The sequence below is a fragment of the Vibrio cyclitrophicus genome (genome assembly GCF_024347435.1).
GTDB lineage: Bacteria > Pseudomonadota > Gammaproteobacteria > Enterobacterales > Vibrionaceae > Vibrio > Vibrio cyclitrophicus.
Genome location: NZ_AP025480.1, coordinates 3058043 through 3078108, shown reverse-complemented (window position 1 = coordinate 3078108; position 20066 = coordinate 3058043). Strand labels below are relative to the sequence as shown.

Sequence of the window (20066 nt, the reverse complement as noted above, 5' to 3'; positions counted from 1 at the left end):
TATTCAACGCCTAAACCTATGTTTGGGCGTTGTTGTATTTACGACTTCATACGACCTTTTCTCTTCCATTTTTGATGCACACCACGACGCAGGCTCTGGAAGCTGTTTTCTACCTTATCGACACCAAGCAAGATAACCAGCGCCATTAGAGTGATGATAACAGACTGAGATAGGTGCCCTAAGGCTATCATCATCCCCAAAGCCGCCAGCACCCAGATGATCGCGGCAGACGTGACGCCATGAATCTTACCATCCAATGTCATCATTACTCCTGCACCAAGAAACCCGACCCCCGTTATTATCTGACCAAGCACACGGGCTTGATCGAGCGTGTTAGGAGATAAGCTAATCGCCATGGTGAGAAAGAAATAAGTACCGCTGATAATCAAAATTGAGGTTCGTATTCCAACGGGTTTACCGCGGGTTTGTCTTTCGATTCCGATTAACGATCCACATATCATACATGCAGTTAAACCAGCCCAGCTAAAGGGGGCAAGGTTGAGAGTTTGTTCTATAAATTGTGGCATATCACCCCTCCTAAAAATTTAGAATAGAGCCGAGTATGCTAATAATAGACCGGACGATCGAACAAAACCTTTTTGTCTTAACGATTGATAAAGGTGACTTAAAGTCTAGCAGCCGTCTGTTGTTAAGGTGAAGCTAGGGGCATTTTTCTTTTGTCGCTTCTTGATATTTAAGACGATAAGAAGCGACCATTGCTCGAGATAGAGTTATTCAATGTGCAGATCGAGTGGTGTCTTACTGCTGCGGCCGCCGATCTCGCGAGTTAACTTAGGCACTAGGTAACCAGAAACTTCAGAGATTAACCCCCTAAAATGGGCCTTTGCTTCTTCATCGGAGATATAGAAGTGAGCGGCGCCCTGAACCTTATCAAGAACATGCATATAGTACGGCAAAACACCGGCATCGAATAGCTTTTCGCTCAACTCTTTCAGTGAGTTAGCGTTGTCGTTGACGCCTTTTAGCATCACGCCCTGATTAAGCAGAGTCGCACCACTGAGTTTCAACTTATGGAAAGCTTGTTTGAGCTCCACGTTGATTTCATTGGCGTGATTGATATGGCTGACCATGACTACATTGAGGTGAGTTTGAGCTAACAATTGGCATAGTTCATCAGTCACTCGAGCAGGGATCACAACCGGTAATCGGCTATGAATTCGAACCGTTTTCACATGCGGGATCTGTTCGATAGCATGGATAAGCCATTCGAGTTCGCTGTCCTTGGCCATCAAAGGGTCGCCACCCGATAAGATAACTTCGTTGATCTCGGGATGTTGAGCCACATAACCGAGGCTGGTTTGCCACACAGACTTAGAACCCTTGTTGTCTTGATAAGGGAAATGGCGACGGAAGCAGTAGCGGCAGTTTACAGCGCACCCCCCTTTTACAATCATCAGTGCGCGGTTTTTGTATTTATGCAGCAGTCCAGGTATTGCGTTTTCTTGCTCTTCTAGCGGATCGGCTGAATAGCCTTGATGAACCTCGAACTCTTCGTTGAGTGGTAACACCTGACGCAATAAAGGGTCGTGTGGGTTGCCTTTTTCCATTCGCTCTACAAAGCTTAGGGGTACTCGAAGTGAAAACAGCTCTCGTGCCGCGAATCCTTTTTGCCAAGGTGTTGGGTCTATTTCTAATGCTTCAAGCAGTTTTGTCGGGTCAGAGATCGCATTCGATAGTTGTTTGAGCCAGTTTTGCTCAACAGATTCGACTTTTCGGGTTATGATATGCGGCATTGAAATTAACTCAAAGATGTGGAAGAGAAAATCATGGCGTCAGTAAGCACCAATGAATTCAAAGGCGGTTTAAAATTCATGTTAGATAATGAGCCTTGCGCAATTATCGACAATGAATACGTTAAGCCAGGTAAAGGCCAAGCGTTTAACCGTGTAAAACTTCGTAAACTGCTGTCAGGCAAAGTGTTAGAGAAAACATTCAAATCAGGCGAAAGCTTTGAGCTTGCAGATGTTGTTGACGTTGAACTAGGTTACCTATACAACGATGGCGAATTCTACCACTTCATGAACAACGAAACATTTGAGCAAATCGCAGCAGACGTAAAAGCAGTCGCTGACTCAGCAAAATGGTTAGTTGAAAATGACGTTTGTACTCTAACGTTGTGGAATGATAACCCTATCACTGTTACTCCGCCAAACTTTGTTGAGATCGAAGTAACTGAAACCGATCCTGGCCTTAAAGGCGATACACAGGGTACGGGTGGTAAACCTGCAACTCTAGCAACAGGCGCGGTTGTTCGTGTACCTCTATTCATCGCTATCGGTGAAGTTGTTAAAGTGGATACTCGTACTGGCGAATACGTTGGTCGTGTGAAGTAATTTGATTGTGTCCATCTTGTTTAAGGTGACTCAGTGAAATAGAAAAGGTCGCTTATCGCGGCCTTTTTTGTGTTCGTTGATAGGGTAGCATAAGTGCCAGTTGAGTTGTTGCTGCAATGAACAAACCAATTCTGTGTCTTTATCGTGATAAGTACTTCAATTATAACCGCCGATTTAGGCAGTTAAAGCCAGCGTATTAAACTGCTGGCTTATTACTTATAGAGACTATCCAATGACGTTCAGTTGCTTCCTTAATGGTTGTAAGGATTCTTTGAATGCGGACACTTTTTCTTGCAAGGGCTTAAGTAGTGCCTTGCGCTGACGTTTATTCTTAGCCGAAGAACTTAATGATTTACAAAGTGCATAGAAGTTAAACAGTACAATACCGGTGAAACATAATGGAACTAAGGCTTCATTATTGGTGAACGCAGCAGTTATCCCGCCTACAACAAACAGTATGTTCCACCCCCACCAGATGTTTCCACCACGAATATCCGAATAGTTGGTAAATGATGTATCAAAATATTCTTTATCTTTGGTGATGTTGTAAGCGTATTCGAAGTAATACTTACTTTGGTCTTCAAACTCGACATAGCTATCAGCGATGGCGATCCAGTCATCGACATCGATATCACCTAAAATGTCTTCAGACAGTGTAAAGGTAACGGTCTTACCTGAAACATACTCTAGTAACACCTTACCTTTAAGAGTTGATGAACGATTTCGGTGACTTGAACTTTGAGTATCATACGTTGAATACTGATAGTTGTTTCCGCGATAATGCTTGGTTTCTGTTGTGGTAGTCGTTTGATGCGTAACGTCTGATACATTTGCCTTGAGAGAAAGAGAGCTAACGCGAGCTAGGATAAATTCGTTGGACAATTTACCTTGTCGTGCGTCCTTCAGCGCATAGTGGTGAGTATAGTTATCAAGCGAGTGATATGAATAAACCTCGTGGAGGCGCTGCTGGATGTCACTAACAGATACGGGTGATGGTGATGAGTGCACTTTTGAGAGTTCTTGTGCTTCGTTCTCTTGGTAAGAACCGTTTGCTTCCAACGTCGGAGGGGCAGGGTTCATTTGGTTAAATTTGGAGTTAGCATTCTGCAGGGAAGTGTCTGGTGGGTATTTTGCAGTATTTGCGTTACCACAACAGGTACAGTATCTAATGTCTTCGGGTAAACGAGCGTTGCACTGAATACAAATAATATCCGATGATTTTTTATTGCGTTCCATGTTGCTGTAACCTAATTGCTCTTTGGTTACTTCGATTAGTTTTTTAAATGAAGCGTTTAGAGCTTCATCTTTGGCTACCTCAAATGCAAATTTCTTTTTGTTGCGATTATTTTCCAGTAATAGAACGACTATCGCGACGACTAAGCTCGTAAACCATGCAGAGCCTGTGGTGGTATGAGATGCATTAAACATTAGGATAGCAGTTAATACGCCAGCGACAATCCAGAGCCACGAGGACTTTTTTTCGGGTTCTGGGTAAAGGTTTTCTACCGTATAACATTGTCCATTGTCACCGTGAACAACGACACATGGTACGGATTGATTGTCTTTGACAAACTTTTTTGCATCGCGACTTTTTTTGTACAATAGATTCATTGTTGTAGGGTAATAGAGAGTAAGAATGTCGCCACGACCAATGGAAGATGTATATTTGTGCTCCGCAGAAATCGAGGTCTCGATAATTGCTCCATCATTGGTTTCTAGTCTGAGCCACCAGTATGAGTACTCTAGATTTTGTGAAGACGTTTTAGAGAAACGTTTGTAGAGCCTGGATTCAAGTACTCGACCTGTCTTAGCTTCTGCCTCTTTATAATACTTTTTTACGTCATCTAAAATTTCTGGGAAGACTTCTTCAACGCTATACGCTTGTGGTGTTGTGTCTAGGATTTCTCCACAATCCGGACAGAAATTATCGCCATGAAATATTGTGCTGTGACAATGACTCATGTTACATCCTTGTTTTAATTGAAAATGGGCAACTAAAGTTGCCCTGATATAGGTAAATTAGCGAATATCTCCAAGTAGCATCGGCTTGCCAAAGCCGAGCAATGTTGCATTACTTTGCTTGAAGTAGTCTTTCCAAAAAGATTCTAATTTACTCATTTTTTGTGCCGATATGTACTGTTGATTACCTGGTATAACACCAGTACCAATTACATAGACATCAGCTTGGTTAAAATGGGCAAACATTTGCGAAGTCGATACAAGTTCCAATTCTTGTTGTGGATTGATCACTCGAGTTTGGTTGTTCTTATAGAACGAAGTGATGTCAGAATTCTCGAGCATGTCACTAATAAGTAAAACGACTTTACGTTTAGCGGTTGATTGAGTCAGCACTTGATTACTGATATCGCTCAAAGTACCAATCAACTCAGTGTTTGTGGGCTTCTCTTGTGGTTGAAATGCTGTTTTTAATGAGATACCAATTTTGTTTAACATGAAGCTATGCTGTTTATCGAGGCATTTATCTAACGACTTAAGAACGGATTTTTTTATATAGCTACGATGCTCATCACTGAGTTGAGTATCCAGTTGACCGTTAAATGTCACTTTCGTGTAGCTGTCTTGAGCAAACGATGAAAACTCGACTAGCTGTACCTTGTCACCTGGTTGAATAAATCGTTTTACACTTTGGTAAAGCTCTGACTTTATATCTTGGTCAAGCGAGTGAGCCATCGTCTTGTCCAACAAGATAACTAATTCACGCTCACTCGGTAGTTGGTAATATTCTGCGGGTACTTCATTTGTGCAGCTTGGGACGTCATTGCGCAGAGTGGTGGCGTCGACGGTTTGAGTAACAAGAGTAAGTGCAGCTAGTATTGATAAGGTTATTTTTTTCATGTTAATCAATCTCTTTAAGAATTCATCGCTTGTTTTTGTAGTCGAATGAAACGCTCTTCTGGCGTTTCAGGTTTAGGCTCGTTGTTTATGGCCTTAAGTGCTGCAACGATTTGTTCATCCGTCAAACCATCAAAGTTGTTACTCTTCACTTTGTTGATAATATCCAGGTCGGTGAGGAAGGATTCTGCAGTTGGTGTTACGTGTGATTGTGGGGCTGGTGTCGTTTGGTGGATTGACTCTTCAACTGGTTGAGTTGTTGGTTGGACTACTGGTTGTGGTTCAATTGTTTGGGCTGGCTGATAGTCAGGTTGTTTTGATTTGATAAGCTCAGGTGTTTCTGCGCTCTTCAACGCTCGTAGCTTGTAATAATTTAAGAAGTTACGACTAGAAGGGTTGTTTGCTGCATAAATAATATGTTGTTCGCCCGCGCTTCTTTGGGCGTTAATCGCAATTTTGCTTTGTAAGTGCGAAAGTACGCTTTGCGCTACACGTTCAACATTTGCTTGCAGCGCTGCATAGTGTTCAATGTATGCATTGACGTTAGAGAACTTATAAGTTGCATTATAAGCGACAGGAGATTCTTTTCCTGAGAATGTGCTTTTGAAGCCAAGGTAGATACTGTATGCCTGCATTGCAGCAAAGATAGCGGCTAGCATTATAAAGGTCATCCACCCACCGCGTTTGTGGGCATCAATAGCATCGATAAATGCTTTATTTTCTGCTTCATTATTGTATGCACTTAACTCTGCAGGTGCACTCTCAGCGAATGGGTCCTGAATATCAAAGGCGCTACCCATTCCTTCTTGTTCGTGACCACTAATTTCTTCTATTGCAAGCTTTTCAAGCACTTGTCCACGGACATAGGTTGCACCGACGGCAACAATGGAAATGAAGGCAATAGTAACAATGCTCATCATCCAAGACTTAGTGAAACCGGCATTCGCTTTGGCTAAACGGTTCGCCATTTGACGCCAACTTGGTTGGTTGTCATCGAGAGCATTCGTTTTAGATTTTAAGCCAATGTTCAGATCAGGTGCAATGACTCCTGGCTTTTGTGGATCATGGTTCCAGTGCAGACGAATTTTACCTATCTGCTGGTTTCGGTATAGCTCACCACCCATCGCATGAGTAAATCCGACCAAAAGTACACTGATCAATAATGCAATACCGACAGCGGCTTGGATTTGAATTGATTCACTACCATCTTGAATGGTGAAACCGGCAAGGACATAAGCAAAGCCAGCTGCTTCAATTAGCACCATGATAGACAAGCCAAGCCAAGTGTACCATTTCATCGGGGAGATACCGGTGTCTCCAACTTTGTTTAGGTAACGACTTGATTGGTCGTAATGGTATTCATCAGCATTATACTGGTCGTAAAAAGGTAAAAAACTATTACATACCTCACGCTCTGAGTTAAACCAGCGTTGGTCATCTAATCCCAGCCTTTTTGCCAGACGAGCGTTTTTACCTATGACTGGTAGACGATAGTACATTGCTTTTAAATATAGGTTGATAGTATCGCGATTACTAAGGTAAACGATTATAGCTATAATAATTGAGCTGATACCTGCCACAAGCATGCGGTTGAGTAATAGCCAAGTTGTTAAGTCACTCATGATTAAATTTTCCCTGGTTTGTATTCTGCAATCATCAGGCCTTTAGGGCCTTGGTAGTAGATACTGCCAGCAAACGCACTAAACACGCCTTTATCGTGTTTTTTGTTCACAGCAATATCTACACACTTAATTGGGTAGTTTTTGTCTTGTACGAAGGCGCGATAAATAACCCCTTCGGATCCATTGTAGATATTGACATCAACGACTTTATGCGTCTTTTGAGGTTTCACTTTCTTGTTTAAAGCGTAACCCTCGTAAACATAAATAGAAGGGCTTTCGGTTGGCTCTAACGAGCTTCGATCTACCGCTAGTGGTGCTAGAGCGACAAGGTGCTCATTTACTTCGGCCCCCCATGCTGTGCGATTCATCCCTGGTAGGTAATCTGTTGTTCGACGGGGGTCATCACTTATCTTAAATAATGGGGTCGTTACACTCGGTTCGTCGTAGACACATGATGATTCTTCAAGTGTATTTGCTACAGCCTGTCCGATAATTGAGAAGTTATTGCTTTCACGCGCACCAATATAGGCGAAAAGGTTATTTCCAGTCCCTTGATAGCTTTCACCTCCGAAGTCGACATAAGAGCTATTACTGATACTACGACGGTTGTTTTTATCGATTAGATCTTTTACAGCTGTCGTGCTTTGTACAGAAGTGGCTTGTCCTTTCGTGACTTGCTGGCTAACAGTTTTACTGCGTTTGGCAATGTTATCTGTGGTTCTTAGTTTCGCGTAGCTAGGTTCTGTCGCTTTGTATCGCACGTAGTTGGTAATGTATTCAGGTTTGTTGTCCAGAGTTACGACTTCAATACGTCGGTTTTCAGCACGGCCTCGAGTCGAGTTATTGGAGGTAATAGGTTGAGATTCTCCAGCCCCGTAAATATAGATATTTTCTTTTGGGATGCCGTTGAGGATTAATTCACGAGCAACACTACGAGCTCGTTTAAGTGAAACCTCGGCATTAATTTTTGCCGATCCGGTGTTATCTGTGTGCCCTACGATCAGTACTGCGCTGCCACTTGGCTTGACGGTGTCCGCATAAGTTTTAAAGAAACGTTTATGTTTCGCACTTGAGATATCAGTTTGCCCTGTTCGGAATATATCGCCTTTCACTGTTGCAGAAAGGCCAACCACTTCGGAATCGCCCACCACACTTTCAATTTGCTCTGTATTACCTGCTTTTTCAGCCTCAATAATTGCCTTTGATTGGACTACAACCATGCCGTCAACTTCGCTGTCATCCTGAGAGCCGATACGTTCAAATTCTACGTCTACATTCTGTTTTTCTGCGGCTTCTGCTAGTTTTGCTTCACGCTGCGCCCAATAATAGCCAACGGAGCAACCGACCAGTGCGCCAACACCTGCACCAATCCATGCTCCTTTTTTTCCTCCAATAGCTTTACCAGCAAGACCACCGACGATCATTCCTCCAGCACAACCAATTAGAGTCGTGGTATTAATGCCACCATAATTACCTGTACTCGAACAACTAGAAACCGCTAAGGATAGGCTTACCGCGATTGCTGCTTTCTTAAAGTTTTGCATTATCTACTTCCGTGCATTTATAGACTATTTTGTTTGCGCGGTCGTTGACCCAACGAATTGAATAACGAGCACCATCTGACTGAATTTCTAACTCTTGCAGAAAGCCACTGCTGACCTCTTTTAACCGGTAGCGCCAACTATTAGTTTTTTGTGTAACTGCAAGGATTTGAAATTGATAATTTATCTCACTTGGCATACCGAGTTTTTGTAGAGGCTGATTAAATGTTGTCTCTAGTTCGACGGTTTTAGCTTGAAGCGAAAAAGTGAAGGTTGTAACTTCTTCTCCCATACGTAGTTCTCCTGAATATTGAAGACATTCTGGCGAAGGGAGTGGTGAAAAAAAGGCATACCCAAGAAAAACAGAAGGTAAAATAGCTATTGGAAGCCAAACCTTTTTGATATTCATTTTTTAATGACTAGATAGAGTTCATATCGATTAGTCATTAGGGTAAATAGGTAGCGGAAAGTAGATTAATTTTAAGCCATTCATAGATAAACCTGCATACTGATAATGTTGTTATTAATATTTGTTTTTGTAAGGAATTATTACCAGTATGCACATCGTGAATCAAGAATGCTCAAACATAAAGTGCAGTTATTTATTATGGACTGTGATTTGTATCAACTAAAAGCACTGTGCAAAGTTGAGTATTGAAGCGTTAGGTGGCAAGTGAGTGGTTCAACCATTGCGAGAGCTCATTATTTTGAAGGGGAGTCACAAAATAATCGGTTGATTTGCTTGTGAGCGATTTTTCGGGGTGGCTCTTTAGAGAAAGTGAGAGGAAAAGAGATGCGAGATGTAATAATAAGCAACAAAAAAGCAGAACAAGGAATTCCTGTTCTGCTTTTAGTTTTACTCCTGTCGCTTTTCAGCTCTTCGAATCCCGAATCTGCTCTTAACTGTTAAATCATAAAAATGAAGATAACAGACAGTGCGCTGATTAGGCCTGCGAAGAAGTAGCAACCCACTTTCCCAGCAACGCCGACGTGGAACTTAAGGTCGTGCATGCCGTGGTGAAGACGGTGCATTGCATGCCACATTGGCAGTGCCAGCGTACCGATGATGAATAGCGCACCGATAATACTGGTGGCGAATTCAGACACACGCTCGTAGCTCATTGCGTCAGCATCGATAATGCCCATTGGCACTAAGATACCTAACACTAGAATCGTGATAGGTGTGATCATCGCGAACCAAGTACCGCCAGCGCCAAATAGGCCCCACCAGATTGGCTCATCAGAGCGTTTAGGATCGTGGTTAACAGGTTTCACTTTGTAATTTGTGTTCATAACGAAAGCTCCTTACACCACAACAAGAACGATTAAAGAAATGAAAGCGACCGCTGCCCGCTGAGTCAATACGATGATTCTTTTATCAACCAATTTACCTTTAAGGCGGATTGGCATTACTTGAGGCATCATGCTGAAGAAGGTTTGAGCGTGCATTAAGCTGCCCAGTAGCGCCACGATATTAATACCGATAACTACAGGGTTAGCCATAAAGCTTAACCAACCTGCCCATGCTTCAGGGCCTTTCACCAATGAACCCAAACCGAAGGTTAGGAATACAGTGAACAGAATCAAAGGCAGTACAGTTGCTTCACGTAACATGTAGAAGCGGTAGAACGGATGGTTGCTCCACCACGTTCTGTTCATCTCACGAACATAAGGTTTACGTTTGCTCATCTTATGCCTCCTCTGCTGATTTTACTTGCGATCCATCTGGCTTGAACATCGAGATAACGAAGTCCATTGAAGACTCAACTTTGCCTTGGTTAACGGCCGCTGCTGGGTCTACTTTCTTCGGACAAACTTCAGAACAGTAACCAACGAACGTACAACCCCAAGCGCCGTTTTCACCATTGATCAGCTTCATGCGTTCAGCTTTACCGTTGTCACGGCTATCTAGGTTGTAACGGTGAGCCAGAGTAAGAGCTGCAGGGCCGATGAACTCAGGGTTTAGACCAAACTGAGGACACGCCGCGTAACACAAACCACAGTTGATGCAGCCAGCGAACTGTTTGTACTTCGCCATTTGCTCTGGAGTTTGGATGTTTGTGCCGTCTTCTGGTTTGCGGTCGTTACCGATGATGTAAGGCTTGATCGCTTCAAGGCGCTCGATGAACGGTGTCATGTCGACAATCAAATCTTTCTCGATTGGGAAGTTAGCCAATGGCTCAATTTTGAAGCCGTTTGGATAATCACGTAAGAAGCTCTTACACGCCAGTTTTGGCACGCCATCAACCATGATGCCGCAAGAACCACAAATCGCCATACGACAAGACCAACGGTAAGACAGGTCTTTATCTAGGTTATCTTTGATGTAACCAATCGCATCAAGTACTGACATGGTTTCATCAAACGGAACTTCAAAGGTTTGAAAGTGAGGTTCTGCATCTTGCTCAGGGTCATAACGCAGGATTTCAATTTTTTGGATTCGATTCGCTGACATTATGCTTGCTCCTCTTCGCTCTTCTTCGCATTCTCTTCTGCTGCTTTTTCAGCGGCAGCGGCTTTCTCAGCAGCTTCACCGTACAGACGAGCTTTAGGTTGAGATTTAGTAATCTTAACGCCGCTGTAGTCTATGGTTGGTGCTGCATCTTCGTTGTAGAACGATAGAGAGTGTTTCAGGAAGTTCACGTCGTCACGTTCTGTGCAGTTGTCGTCTAGACGTTGGTGCGCACCGCGAGACTCTTTACGAAGAATAGCTGAGTGAACCATCGCTTCAGCAACTTCAAGACCGTAGCCGACTTCGATAGCGTAAAGTAGGTCCGTGTTGAACACTTGGCCTTTGTCTTTAATGCTGATTTTTTTGTAACGTGCTTTTAGCTCAGTGATTTTGTCGATGGTTTCTTGCATCAAGTCTTCTTGACGGTAGATACCACAACCCGCTTCCATGGTGTGACCCATTTCAGTACGGATATCAGCCCAGTTCTCATCGCCTTCTTGGTTTAGTAGACCTGCGATGCGATCTTCAACCGCTTTCACTTGCTTCGCGATAGACTCTTCATTCCAGCCTTTGAATTCTGCTGCACGTTTCACGGCTTGTTCACCCGCTACGCGACCAAATACAACGAACTCAGCCAGAGAGTTAGAACCTAGACGGTTTGCACCGTGCAGACCAACTGAAGCACATTCACCAACAGCGAATAGACCTTTAATGCGAGTTTCACAGGTACCGTTAGTTTCAATACCACCCATGGTGTAGTGAACGGTCGGGCGAATTGGGATTGGCTCTTTTGCTGGGTCGACGTTTACGTACGCTTTTGCTAGCTCACAGATAAACGGTAGGCGTTCCTGCAGGTACTCTTCACCAAGGTGGCGAAGGTCAAGGTGTACGACATCACCAAGCGGGTGCTTGATGGTGTTGCCTTTCTGCTGCTCGTGCCAGAATGCTTGAGAAACTTTGTCACGAGGACCCAGTTCCATGTATTTGTTTTTCGGCTCGCCCACTGGAGTTTCAGGGCCCATGCCATAATCTTGGAGGTAACGGTAGCCGTTCTTGTTGACGATGATACCGCCTTCACCACGACAACCTTCGGTCATCAAGATGCCAGTGCCTGGTAGGCCTGTTGGGTGGTATTGAACGAACTCCATATCACGCAGTGGTACACCGTGGCGATAAGCCATTGCCATACCGTCGCCAGTTACGATGCCGCCGTTGGTATTACAGTGGTAAACACGACCTGCGCCACCCGTTGCTAGAACAACAGATTTTGCTTTGATGGTAACAAGCTCACCTTCAGACATGTGAATCGCGATTAGGCCTTGTACTTCGCCATCTTCAACGATCAAATCCACCACAAAGTACTCATCAAATCGTTTGATTGTGTCGTACTTCATCGAAGTCTGGAACAGAGTATGAAGCATGTGGAAGCCAGTTTTATCCGCTGCGAACCACGTTCTCTCTACCTTCATACCGCCGAATCGGCGTACGTTTACTTCACCGTTTTCTTTACGACTCCATGGGCAGCCCCATTGTTCCATTTGGATCATTTCGCGAGTCGAGTTTTCAACAAAGTATTCAACAACATCCTGTTCACATAGCCAGTCGCCACCGCCAACAGTATCGTTGAAGTGGTTATCTAGGCTATCTTCGTCTTTAATTACTGCTGCTGAACCGCCTTCTGCTGCTACCGTGTGCGAACGCATTGGGTAAACTTTAGAAATCAGTGCTACTTCCAATTCAGGATTAGCTTCAGCCGCAGCGATAGCTGTACGAAGACCAGCGCCGCCTGCGCCGATGACTGCGATATCTGTGGTAATTGTCTTCACAGTTATTCTCCAGTGTGATGCGGAGTATTCCGCTTGTAATTATAAAAAGCTTATTGGTAGCACTTACTAATTGGCAGTACTTACTTATTGAGAGCACTTACTAATCGATAGCACTTACTAACTAATAGTACGTAAACGGTATCAACCGCTTATCACCCCTAAGCCTTAAGTGGTAGGTTCAGTGTACGAGAGGAAGGTATTCTAAAAGTTGATGTATTTGGGTTTTTAGGTCGGTAATGCATATGGGGGCATAGAAATTATAGGTTATGTGACTGCAATCACGGCAATGAATTGTTGATAACGATTCCCCCACAAGAGTCGTGTTAACGGCTTGTTGAGTATGATTTTTGTTATCAATGTGGCTAGCGGCTAAATATTAGTAAATGTATTGTAGTACGTAATTTTCTGGCTTCATCAAAAAAACATGCTGGTTTGATAAGGCAAAGATAGAAGCTTACAAAAGAGACGAAAAGTGGTAATTTTCGTCGCCTAGAATTCAGTGATATGGAACTTAATAATGCACTCCACATGGCAACCTGCCGCAACCATTAAGCAGTTAAAGCAACGTGCTGATATCCTTACTCAAATCCGTCATTTTTTTGCAAAGCGAGACGTGATGGAAGTGGATACGCCAGCCATGAGTCACGCCACGGTGACGGACGTGCATTTACATACCTTCAAAACTGAATTCGTAGGGCCGGGTTATGCGCACGGTCAGCCTCTGTTCTTTATGACGAGCCCAGAGTTTCATATGAAACGACTGTTAGCGGCGGGCAGTGGTTGTATCTACCAAATTTGTAAGTCTTTCCGTAACGAAGAAAATGGTCGTTATCATAACCCTGAGTTCACCATGTTGGAGTGGTATCGCGTGGGGTTTGATCACCACGATTTGATGGACGAAATGGACCTCCTATTGCAGCAAATTCTCAAGTCTGACAAAGCGGAGCGAATGACTTACCAGCAAGCCTTTATTGATGTGTTGGGTGTTTGTCCGTTGGAAGACTCGATGGATACGCTGAAGCAAGCGGCTGCAGCACTTGGGTTAAGTGATATTGCGGATCCTGAAGAAGATCGCGATACGCTATTACAGCTTCTTTTCAGTATTGGGGTAGAGGCGAAAATAGGCCAAGATGTTCCGGCCTTTGTTTATGATTTCCCGGCATCGCAAGCAGCGTTAGCCAAGATCAATTCTGATGACTCAAGAGTCGCGGATCGCTTTGAGGTGTATTTCAAAGGCATCGAGTTAGCTAACGGCTTCCACGAGTTAGATAAACCGCAAGAGCAACTTAAGCGCTTTGAAGATGACAATGCAAAACGTATCGAGATGGGATTATCGCCTCAACCGATTGATCATCATTTGATTGAGGCATTAAAAGCGGGCTTGCCAGACTGTGCAGGTGTTGCTTTAGGTATTGATCGTCTGATCATGTTGGCTTTGGGCTACGACCATATCGATGACGTGACGGCTTTTCCGTTCCCGCGTTCTTAGCTTTTTGCTTTTGTTGTTATTGAGAGTTAATGGTCATTAGCTATTAACCATTAACCATTAACCATTAACCATTAACTCTCAGCTTCCAACTCGCTTCACTAGCTGACCAGAATCCCGGTGCTCTATCTGACCAAAATACCTGTACCCACTAGCTGACCAGAACCCCAGTGCCCACCACGGCAACAATGGCACCTATCCAAGCGTAGGCATTTGGCCTCTGTTTGGTGTACAACCAGAGTATTGGTAACAACATGATGGGTGTGGTCGAAGATAACAGTGCGACCATACCGACATTGCCTTCCTGCAACGCATACAAAATCAGTGTCATTCCCACGGCCATCGCTAAAAAGCCATTAACCGCAGTAATTGCGAATATCTGTTTATTCATTGGGTTGATTGCGCGTGAAAGTTTAGCGCCCGTTAAACGAAACAGAGAGTGAGCAACAAAGGCGGTGATCATTCGAATGGCTGAAGCGGCGACAGGGTCGATGTTGGTTTGCATTATCGGCTTTGCAATGATGCCACCCAGTGCCTGGCAGATGGCGGCTGTAATTCCTAAAGCAACGCCAATCCACACTGTGCCTTTGATGGTTTCGAGCTGGTTTTTCGCTTGTCCACGACGACCAAAGAAGATGGCGGTTAATACCCCACTAAACACCAACGCTGAGCCAATAAGCTCAACCGAAGTCATGCTTTCGCTAAACAGGAAGTAGCCGAGAATCGCGGAAAATACCGCGTGACAAGAGAACAGCAAACCGGCTTGGCGTGGCCCCATGCGATTCAAGCACGCGAATAGGGCGGTATCACCAATGAAGATACCAATCAGGCCAGACAGCATCATGGGTGTGACGAGGTCGGCTTCGACACTTGACCACCCACCGGTGAACCAAGCCATGCTCGATAAGATGATTGCGGTGCAACCCATACGCCATCGGCTATAGGCAAAAGAACCTAAGTGTTGAGCGGGTTTTACTGACATCAGGCTCGCTATCGCCCATAGAAAAGCGGCGGCTAGAGCTAACCATTCAAATCCCATTTAAGTGTACATCCATGTCAAAATTTAGAAGTTGGGGGATTCAATATGCACTAAAGTCTCCAGATCGCAAAGGTGTGATTGCTATCTGGAGGGCTGTAGTGAAAAGTTAACGTGCTAGGTGATAATAAACAGCGCGAGGTAGACCATTAATAAGCCTACGATACCTAAGATGATACCCATCTTCGCCATGTCTTTGCTTTCGATAAGCCCGGTTGAGTAAGCCAACGAGTTGGGCGGTGTCGATACCGGAAGAATCATACCCAGTGAGGCGGAGAAGGCGACCACAACCAGCAAGCCTTGTAGGCCACCAATTGCGACTAAGCTTTCCATCGATGCGCCGATCGCAGCGGCAATAGGCATCAGTAAGTTGGCCGTCGCGGTGTTCGACATGAAGTTCGCCATTAACCAACACACGATAGATAATGTCAGTACCACAGCTGCAGGTGAGAGAGATTCATAGTCAATCGCGTGTGCCAATGCCGCCGCTAAGCCTGTTTTATCCAAGCCGATACCAATCGCGATACCACCGGCGACTAACCACAACACGTCCCAGTTAATTAGCTTAAGTTCTTCTTTGCCCATGATGCCGGTCAGTGTAAAGACGGCCAATGGAATAATAGAGACTACGTAGGTGTTCATGCCATGCAGTTTTGTCGTCATCCACAACAGAATCGTTGCGGCGAAGGTGATGTAAACGACAATCGCTCGCCAACTTTTTCTAAACTGTCCATTGAGCTTGAGTACCATGTTCTTCTGCTTGGAAGGAAAGAGTTTCTGAAGAAGGAACCAAGCGATAGTGAGTTGAATGATTACGAAGGGCAAGCCCATCATCATCCAACTTAAGAAGTCGATACTGTTTTCGCCAGTTAAATACTGCAATGCTATTGCGTTGGGCGGTGTACCGATTGGAGTGGCGATACCACCGGTGTTGGCCGCAATTGGAATACACAACACGAGTGCTTTAATCCCCATGTCGCCTTTAGGCGCAGAAGCCACGATTGGGCCTAGTAGAGCAAGCATCATGACTGTGGTCGCGGTGTTCGACATAAACATCGAGAACACGGCAGTAATCAGCATTAAGCCAAGCATAATGAAGCGCGGCTCTGTACCAAATGGCTTGAGCAGTACTCGGGCTAAGTTGTTGTCGAGTTCGTACTTGGATGCCGAGATAGCGAGTGCAAAACCACCCATGAAGAGGATGATGATTGGTGACGAAAACGCACCGAATATGTCGGTATATTTGATTAACTCACCGAGATCGTGTCCTGCTGGCGGGCTTCTGAATAAATGTAAGCCTTTGTCGGAAATCATCACCAATTCAAGTGCAATGATCAGGATTGACGTCGCGAATACCGGAACCGGTTCCAGAACCCAAAGTAGCGCAGCTAATAGAAATATCGCCAGTAAGCGGTGCTGAATCAAGGTGAGGTTATCTATGGGGATCGAGTCGATAGGCATGAATAGCACGCCCAAGGGAATCGCAAAACAAATCAATAGCTTGACCAATACGCCAACATTGAGTTTAGGCATGATACAAAGACCCTATGAATAAAATATCTTCAAATAGAGTAAGTTATCTGGATTTTTGGTACTTGGAGACGGGTTGTAAAATCGAAAAGTTGTTGAAGGTTTCGACAATTGTTTTGTTTTTGGTCAATTTTTTAATGAAGAGGTCTGAATTTGTTACGAAGGGCTATGAGCTTGTTATTTATGGGTATTAACTTGTTACGAAGCGCTACGAACAGTATGGTCGGTGACGAAAAAGGCGCGTTATTTACTAGAAATAACGCGCCTTTAGAATGTCTATGAACGAACTCAAGAAGCTATGCTTGGTCTGTGTTCTCAACCGTTTCAGCCGCGTCTTCACTTACTTCAGCGTTTTTGCCTGCAATATGCGCGAAAGGGGTGCCTAGAACGGTTTTCTCACCATTCTGCATCGTTTCGTCAAACTTGATGGCATCTTTAGCAAATAGATTGATAACCGTTGAACCAAGTTTAAAGCGACCCATCTCTTCACCTTTTTTCAAGACGATTGCTTTATCACCTTGTGCAGGGTAGTCCCATTTGTAAACAGAGTTACCGCGAGGTGGTGTGATAGTGCCAGCCCATACTTGTTCTATACTGCCGACGATAGTTGCGCCAACCAGCACCTGTGCCATTGGGCCAAACTCTGTATCGAAGATACAAACTACACGCTCATTACGTGCGAATAGGTTTGGAACATTCTCTGCCGTTAGCGGGTTTACAGAGAAAAGGTCACCAGGAACGTAGATCATCTGGCGCAGTGTGCCATCGCATGGCATGTGAACACGGTGGTAATCACTTGGCGATAAGTAAAGTGTCGCGAATTCGCCGTCTTTGAACTCATCCGCTAGGCTTGAATCACCGCCCAACAGTTCGCGAGCTGAGTAGTTGTGGCCTTTAGCTTGAATAAGTTGGCCGTCAGTAATTGGGCCAAATTGGCTTACGCGTGCATCAGCAGGGTGAACAATAACAGATTCACCTTCAGCAATAGGACGCATGCCTTCTTTCAATTCACGTACGAAGAATTCATTGAATGTTTTAAAGTGTTTTGGATCGCTATGCAGAGCTTCATCCATGTTTACTTTGTATTGCTTGATGAACCAGTTGATGATCGCTGTCGTTAAGCCACCCGCTTTAGCAGACGCCAGTTTACCGACTAGGCGAGTTAGCCCATGCTGTGGGATCCAGTACTGCAATCCAACTTTAATCTTATCCATTGTATTAATTTTCCAATGCTAATTGTTTTTCAATTAAATCTGTCGATGACGGTTTAGGGCGCGAGATGTTACTTAAATTCACGCCAATTGTCAGTAAATGCACACATTTGTTCACAAAAACGCGATTAGAGATCGGCTTTCTTGCTTCGTGAGTACTGACGGTTATCTTTGTTGTCAGCCATGGTTTCAATAATGCGATGGTAGCTAGCAAAACGTAAACGGCTGATTCTACCGTCTTCTACGGCTTCACGTAGAAGGCATCCTGGGTCGTCATTGTGTTTACAATCACGGAACTTACAACCACCTAGAAATGGCTTGAATTCAATGAAAGCGTCAGTGATTTCGTCTGGTTCTAAATGCCATAAGCCGAATTCACGTACCCCTGGGGAATCGATAAGATCGCCACCAGAAGGGAAGTGATACAAACGTGCTGCCGTTGTCGTGTGTTGACCCAGTCCTGAGTTTTCAGAAACGGCGCCTTCCTCGATATCTAGTGTTGGCATGAGTGCATTCACTAAGCTTGATTTACCCACGCCAGATTGACCAACAAAAATGTTGATGCGATCTTTGAGTTCAGCTTCCAGCTCTTTGATGCCGTAACCCGACTCTTTACTCACAAACATCACCTTGTAGCCGATTTTTTCGTACACTTTCAGTGTTTCGCGGTATTCAGCAATCTGTTTTTCAGTCAGTAGGTCGACTTTATTGAGAACCACAAGTGGGGCAATGTTGACGGTTTCTGAGGCAATTAAGTAACGGTCGATAATATTAAGTGATAGCTCGGGTAACACTGCCGATACGATAACCATTTGGTCAACGTTTGCAGCAACTGGTTTTAGGCCATCGTAGTAATCAGGGCGAGTCAGCATTGAAGTTCTTGGCTCAACCGCTTCTACTACACCTGAAATACCAGCCATCGACTCTAAGCCTGCGCGCCAAGTTACTCGGTCACCAGAAACTAAGGTTTCGATACTACGGCGTAAGTTACAACGATGAACTTCGTTAGTTTCAAGATCTTCGATATCAGCATGTTGCCCAAAGCGCGTAATGACCAATCCGCTTTTTGTGCCACCAAGCATGTTCTCATCCCATTGGATAGAATCTTCTTTCTTGAGTCGCTTGTTCTGGTTGCTACGTACACGACGTACCTGACCTTTAGTTAACTTCTTTTTTTTAGCCACAATTTTTCACTTAACACATCTAACTTGATGATTGGGGACTCAAACAAGGTGTTGCTGGTGCCATATGATTTCGATGGCCCTAGAGCTAGTTTGAGTATAGTTATTTGGGTATAGTACCTCTTTTACACATAAACAAATAGGCGACGCCTTATGTCCTTTAGCGATCAGAACCTGATTTGGGTTGATCTAGAGATGACTGGACTTGATCCTGAAACTCACAAAATCATTGAAATTGCGACTATCGTTACCGATAGTGAGCTTAACATCCTGGCTGAAGGACCTGTTTTGGCTATTCACCAACCTCAGAGTGAATTGGACAAGATGGATGAGTGGTGCACAACGACTCATACCGGCAGTGGTCTAGTTAAGCGAATTCAAGAAAGCACGGTTTCAGAGCAAGATGCGATTCAACAAACCATTGAGTTTCTTGAGAAATGGGTACCAAAAGGTAAGTCACCGATTTGTGGTAACAGCATTGGTCAAGACCGCCGTTTCCTATACAAACACATGCCTGAGTTGGAAGAGTACTTCCACTACCGCTATGTTGACGTAAGCACTTTGAAAGAGCTGACTCGCCGTTGGAAACCTGAAGTGTTAGATGGGTTTTCTAAGTCGGGAAGCCACCTTGCATTAGACGATATTCGTGAGTCGATTGCTGAGCTGCAGTACTACCGAAAAACGATTATTAACATCTAATCAGATCAAACGATCACGGTTATCTAACTTTTCAGGGACATAAGAGCCAATTTTTTTGCAAATCTGTGTGCTTTTACAGCAGTTGAGTAAAAACTTTCGTAATTTTGCATTAAGGACTTGCATCACAAAAAAATGCTCTTATAATTCGCAGCCCTGAACGGCGAAAGACGTTTCAGATTGCGATACTAGCTCAGTTGGTAGAGCGCAACCTTGCCAAGGTTGAGGTCATCGGTTCGAACCCGATGTATCGCTCCAATTTCTTTCTTAGGATTGAT

The 20066-nt window shown here is 44.3% G+C and carries 18 protein-coding genes and 1 tRNA gene; 4 read left to right on the top strand and 15 right to left on the bottom strand.

Annotation, left to right across the window (positions count from 1 at the left end; all coding sequences use genetic code 11):
• Positions 1-38: 38 nt before the first annotated feature.
• Together OCW38_RS13535 and epmB are read right to left on the bottom strand one after the other, a co-directional pair.
• Positions 39-527 (bottom strand): MgtC/SapB family protein, encoded by a 489-nt coding sequence (locus OCW38_RS13535; protein ID WP_261894439.1) that lies wholly within the window; start codon positions 525-527, stop codon positions 39-41.
• A 204-nt stretch (positions 528-731) separates the two neighbouring features.
• Positions 732-1754 carry an EF-P beta-lysylation protein EpmB gene (gene epmB / locus OCW38_RS13530; RefSeq protein ID WP_065100555.1) on the bottom strand — a complete coding sequence of 341 codons (1023 nt, stop codon included), beginning with the start codon at positions 1752-1754 and terminating at the stop codon, positions 732-734.
• A gap of 33 nt (positions 1755-1787) precedes the next feature.
• On the opposite strand from epmB, the gene efp reads away from it, so the two are divergent.
• Entirely contained in the window at positions 1788-2354 is a 567-nt protein-coding gene (gene efp / locus OCW38_RS13525; RefSeq protein WP_009847919.1) for an elongation factor P, read from the top strand.
• Between the two features lie 225 nt (positions 2355-2579).
• On the opposite strand, the gene OCW38_RS13520 is transcribed toward efp, so the two are convergent.
• The 9 genes from OCW38_RS13520 to frdA all read right to left on the bottom strand — a co-directional run bounded on the left by OCW38_RS13520 (position 2580) and on the right by frdA (position 12648).
• On the bottom strand, positions 2580-4316 hold the full coding sequence (locus OCW38_RS13520; protein ID WP_261894437.1) for a hypothetical protein: 1737 nt from the start codon (positions 4314-4316) through the stop codon (positions 2580-2582).
• Between the two features lie 57 nt (positions 4317-4373).
• Positions 4374-5210 carry a hypothetical protein gene (locus tag OCW38_RS13515; protein ID WP_261894435.1) on the bottom strand — a complete coding sequence of 279 codons (837 nt, stop codon included), beginning with the start codon at positions 5208-5210 and terminating at the stop codon, positions 4374-4376.
• Between the two features lie 14 nt (positions 5211-5224).
• Positions 5225-6829, bottom strand: a complete 1605-nt coding sequence (locus OCW38_RS13510) for a hypothetical protein (RefSeq protein WP_261894432.1) — start codon at positions 6827-6829, stop codon at positions 5225-5227.
• A 2-nt stretch (positions 6830-6831) separates the two neighbouring features.
• Positions 6832-8373 carry an OmpA family protein gene (locus OCW38_RS13505; RefSeq protein WP_261894430.1) on the bottom strand — a complete coding sequence of 514 codons (1542 nt, stop codon included), beginning with the start codon at positions 8371-8373 and terminating at the stop codon, positions 6832-6834.
• Positions 8360-8662: a hypothetical protein gene (locus tag OCW38_RS13500; protein WP_261894428.1), complete on the bottom strand. Its 303-nt coding sequence runs from the start codon at positions 8660-8662 to the stop codon at positions 8360-8362. The genes OCW38_RS13505 and OCW38_RS13500 overlap by 14 nt, the downstream gene beginning before the upstream one ends.
• 614 nt (positions 8663-9276) lie before the next feature.
• Positions 9277-9663 carry a fumarate reductase subunit FrdD gene (gene frdD, locus OCW38_RS13495; protein WP_010434036.1) on the bottom strand — a complete coding sequence of 129 codons (387 nt, stop codon included), beginning with the start codon at positions 9661-9663 and terminating at the stop codon, positions 9277-9279.
• Between the two features lie 12 nt (positions 9664-9675).
• Positions 9676-10059: a fumarate reductase subunit FrdC gene (frdC, locus tag OCW38_RS13490; protein ID WP_261894426.1), complete on the bottom strand. Its 384-nt coding sequence runs from the start codon at positions 10057-10059 to the stop codon at positions 9676-9678.
• Position 10060: 1 nt separating this feature from the next.
• A complete protein-coding gene (locus tag OCW38_RS13485) occupies positions 10061-10825 on the bottom strand; it encodes a succinate dehydrogenase/fumarate reductase iron-sulfur subunit (RefSeq protein WP_016787274.1) in 765 nt (254 codons plus the stop codon).
• On the bottom strand, positions 10825-12648 hold the full coding sequence (gene frdA / locus OCW38_RS13480; RefSeq protein WP_016792650.1) for a fumarate reductase (quinol) flavoprotein subunit: 1824 nt from the start codon (positions 12646-12648) through the stop codon (positions 10825-10827). Before frdA ends, OCW38_RS13485 begins: the two co-directional genes overlap by 1 nt.
• 517 nt (positions 12649-13165) lie before the next feature.
• Between frdA and epmA the strand changes: the two genes are divergently transcribed.
• Positions 13166-14137, top strand: a complete 972-nt coding sequence (epmA, locus tag OCW38_RS13475) for an elongation factor P--(R)-beta-lysine ligase (RefSeq protein ID WP_261894423.1) — start codon at positions 13166-13168, stop codon at positions 14135-14137.
• A 148-nt stretch (positions 14138-14285) separates the two neighbouring features.
• Here the strand turns inward: epmA and OCW38_RS13470 are convergent, their stop codons facing one another.
• From OCW38_RS13470 to rsgA, 4 genes are all read right to left on the bottom strand, one after another.
• Positions 14286-15173, bottom strand: a complete 888-nt coding sequence (locus OCW38_RS13470; protein WP_261894421.1) for a DMT family transporter — start codon at positions 15171-15173, stop codon at positions 14286-14288.
• 114 nt (positions 15174-15287) lie between these two features.
• A complete protein-coding gene (locus OCW38_RS13465) occupies positions 15288-16703 on the bottom strand; it encodes an SLC13 family permease (protein WP_010434057.1) in 1416 nt (471 codons plus the stop codon).
• 293 nt (positions 16704-16996) lie between these two features.
• Entirely contained in the window at positions 16997-17914 is a 918-nt protein-coding gene (gene asd / locus OCW38_RS13460) for an archaetidylserine decarboxylase (protein WP_010434059.1), read from the bottom strand.
• Positions 17915-18039: 125 nt separating this feature from the next.
• Positions 18040-19095, bottom strand: a complete 1056-nt coding sequence (rsgA, locus tag OCW38_RS13455) for a small ribosomal subunit biogenesis GTPase RsgA (RefSeq protein WP_010434062.1) — start codon at positions 19093-19095, stop codon at positions 18040-18042.
• A 150-nt stretch (positions 19096-19245) separates the two neighbouring features.
• Here rsgA and orn point away from each other — a divergent pair, with 150 nt between their 5' ends.
• A complete protein-coding gene (gene orn, locus OCW38_RS13450; protein WP_010434065.1) occupies positions 19246-19791 on the top strand; it encodes an oligoribonuclease in 546 nt (181 codons plus the stop codon).
• A gap of 179 nt (positions 19792-19970) precedes the next feature.
• A tRNA-Gly gene (locus OCW38_RS13445) sits at positions 19971-20046 on the top strand.
• Positions 20047-20066: the final 20 nt, after the last annotated feature.

Bases quoted from the DNA above. Each gene is read 5' to 3' on its own strand.
- epmB (WP_065100555.1), bottom strand. From the start codon at position 1,754: ATGCCGCATATCATAACCCGAAAAGTCGAATCTGTTGAGCAAAACTGG.
- OCW38_RS13500 (WP_261894428.1), bottom strand. From the start codon at position 8,662: ATGGGAGAAGAAGTTACAACCTTCACTTTTTCGCTTCAAGCTAAAACC.
- frdD (WP_010434036.1), bottom strand. From the start codon at position 9,663: ATGAACACAAATTACAAAGTGAAACCTGTTAACCACGATCCTAAACGC.
- OCW38_RS13535 (WP_261894439.1), bottom strand. From the start codon at position 527: ATGCCACAATTTATAGAACAAACTCTCAACCTTGCCCCCTTTAGCTGG.
- asd (WP_010434059.1), bottom strand. From the start codon at position 17,914: ATGGATAAGATTAAAGTTGGATTGCAGTACTGGATCCCACAGCATGGG.
- OCW38_RS13520 (WP_261894437.1), bottom strand. From the start codon at position 4,316: ATGAGTCATTGTCACAGCACAATATTTCATGGCGATAATTTCTGTCCG.
- OCW38_RS13515 (WP_261894435.1), bottom strand. From the start codon at position 5,210: ATGAAAAAAATAACCTTATCAATACTAGCTGCACTTACTCTTGTTACT.
- orn (WP_010434065.1), top strand. From the start codon at position 19,246: ATGTCCTTTAGCGATCAGAACCTGATTTGGGTTGATCTAGAGATGACT.
- OCW38_RS13470 (WP_261894421.1), bottom strand. From the start codon at position 15,173: ATGGGATTTGAATGGTTAGCTCTAGCCGCCGCTTTTCTATGGGCGATA.
- OCW38_RS13465 (WP_010434057.1), bottom strand. From the start codon at position 16,703: ATGCCTAAACTCAATGTTGGCGTATTGGTCAAGCTATTGATTTGTTTT.
- frdC (WP_261894426.1), bottom strand. From the start codon at position 10,059: ATGAGCAAACGTAAACCTTATGTTCGTGAGATGAACAGAACGTGGTGG.
- OCW38_RS13505 (WP_261894430.1), bottom strand. From the start codon at position 8,373: ATGCAAAACTTTAAGAAAGCAGCAATCGCGGTAAGCCTATCCTTAGCG.
- epmA (WP_261894423.1), top strand. From the start codon at position 13,166: ATGCACTCCACATGGCAACCTGCCGCAACCATTAAGCAGTTAAAGCAA.
- efp (WP_009847919.1), top strand. From the start codon at position 1,788: ATGGCGTCAGTAAGCACCAATGAATTCAAAGGCGGTTTAAAATTCATG.
- OCW38_RS13485 (WP_016787274.1), bottom strand. From the start codon at position 10,825: ATGTCAGCGAATCGAATCCAAAAAATTGAAATCCTGCGTTATGACCCT.
- OCW38_RS13510 (WP_261894432.1), bottom strand. From the start codon at position 6,829: ATGAGTGACTTAACAACTTGGCTATTACTCAACCGCATGCTTGTGGCA.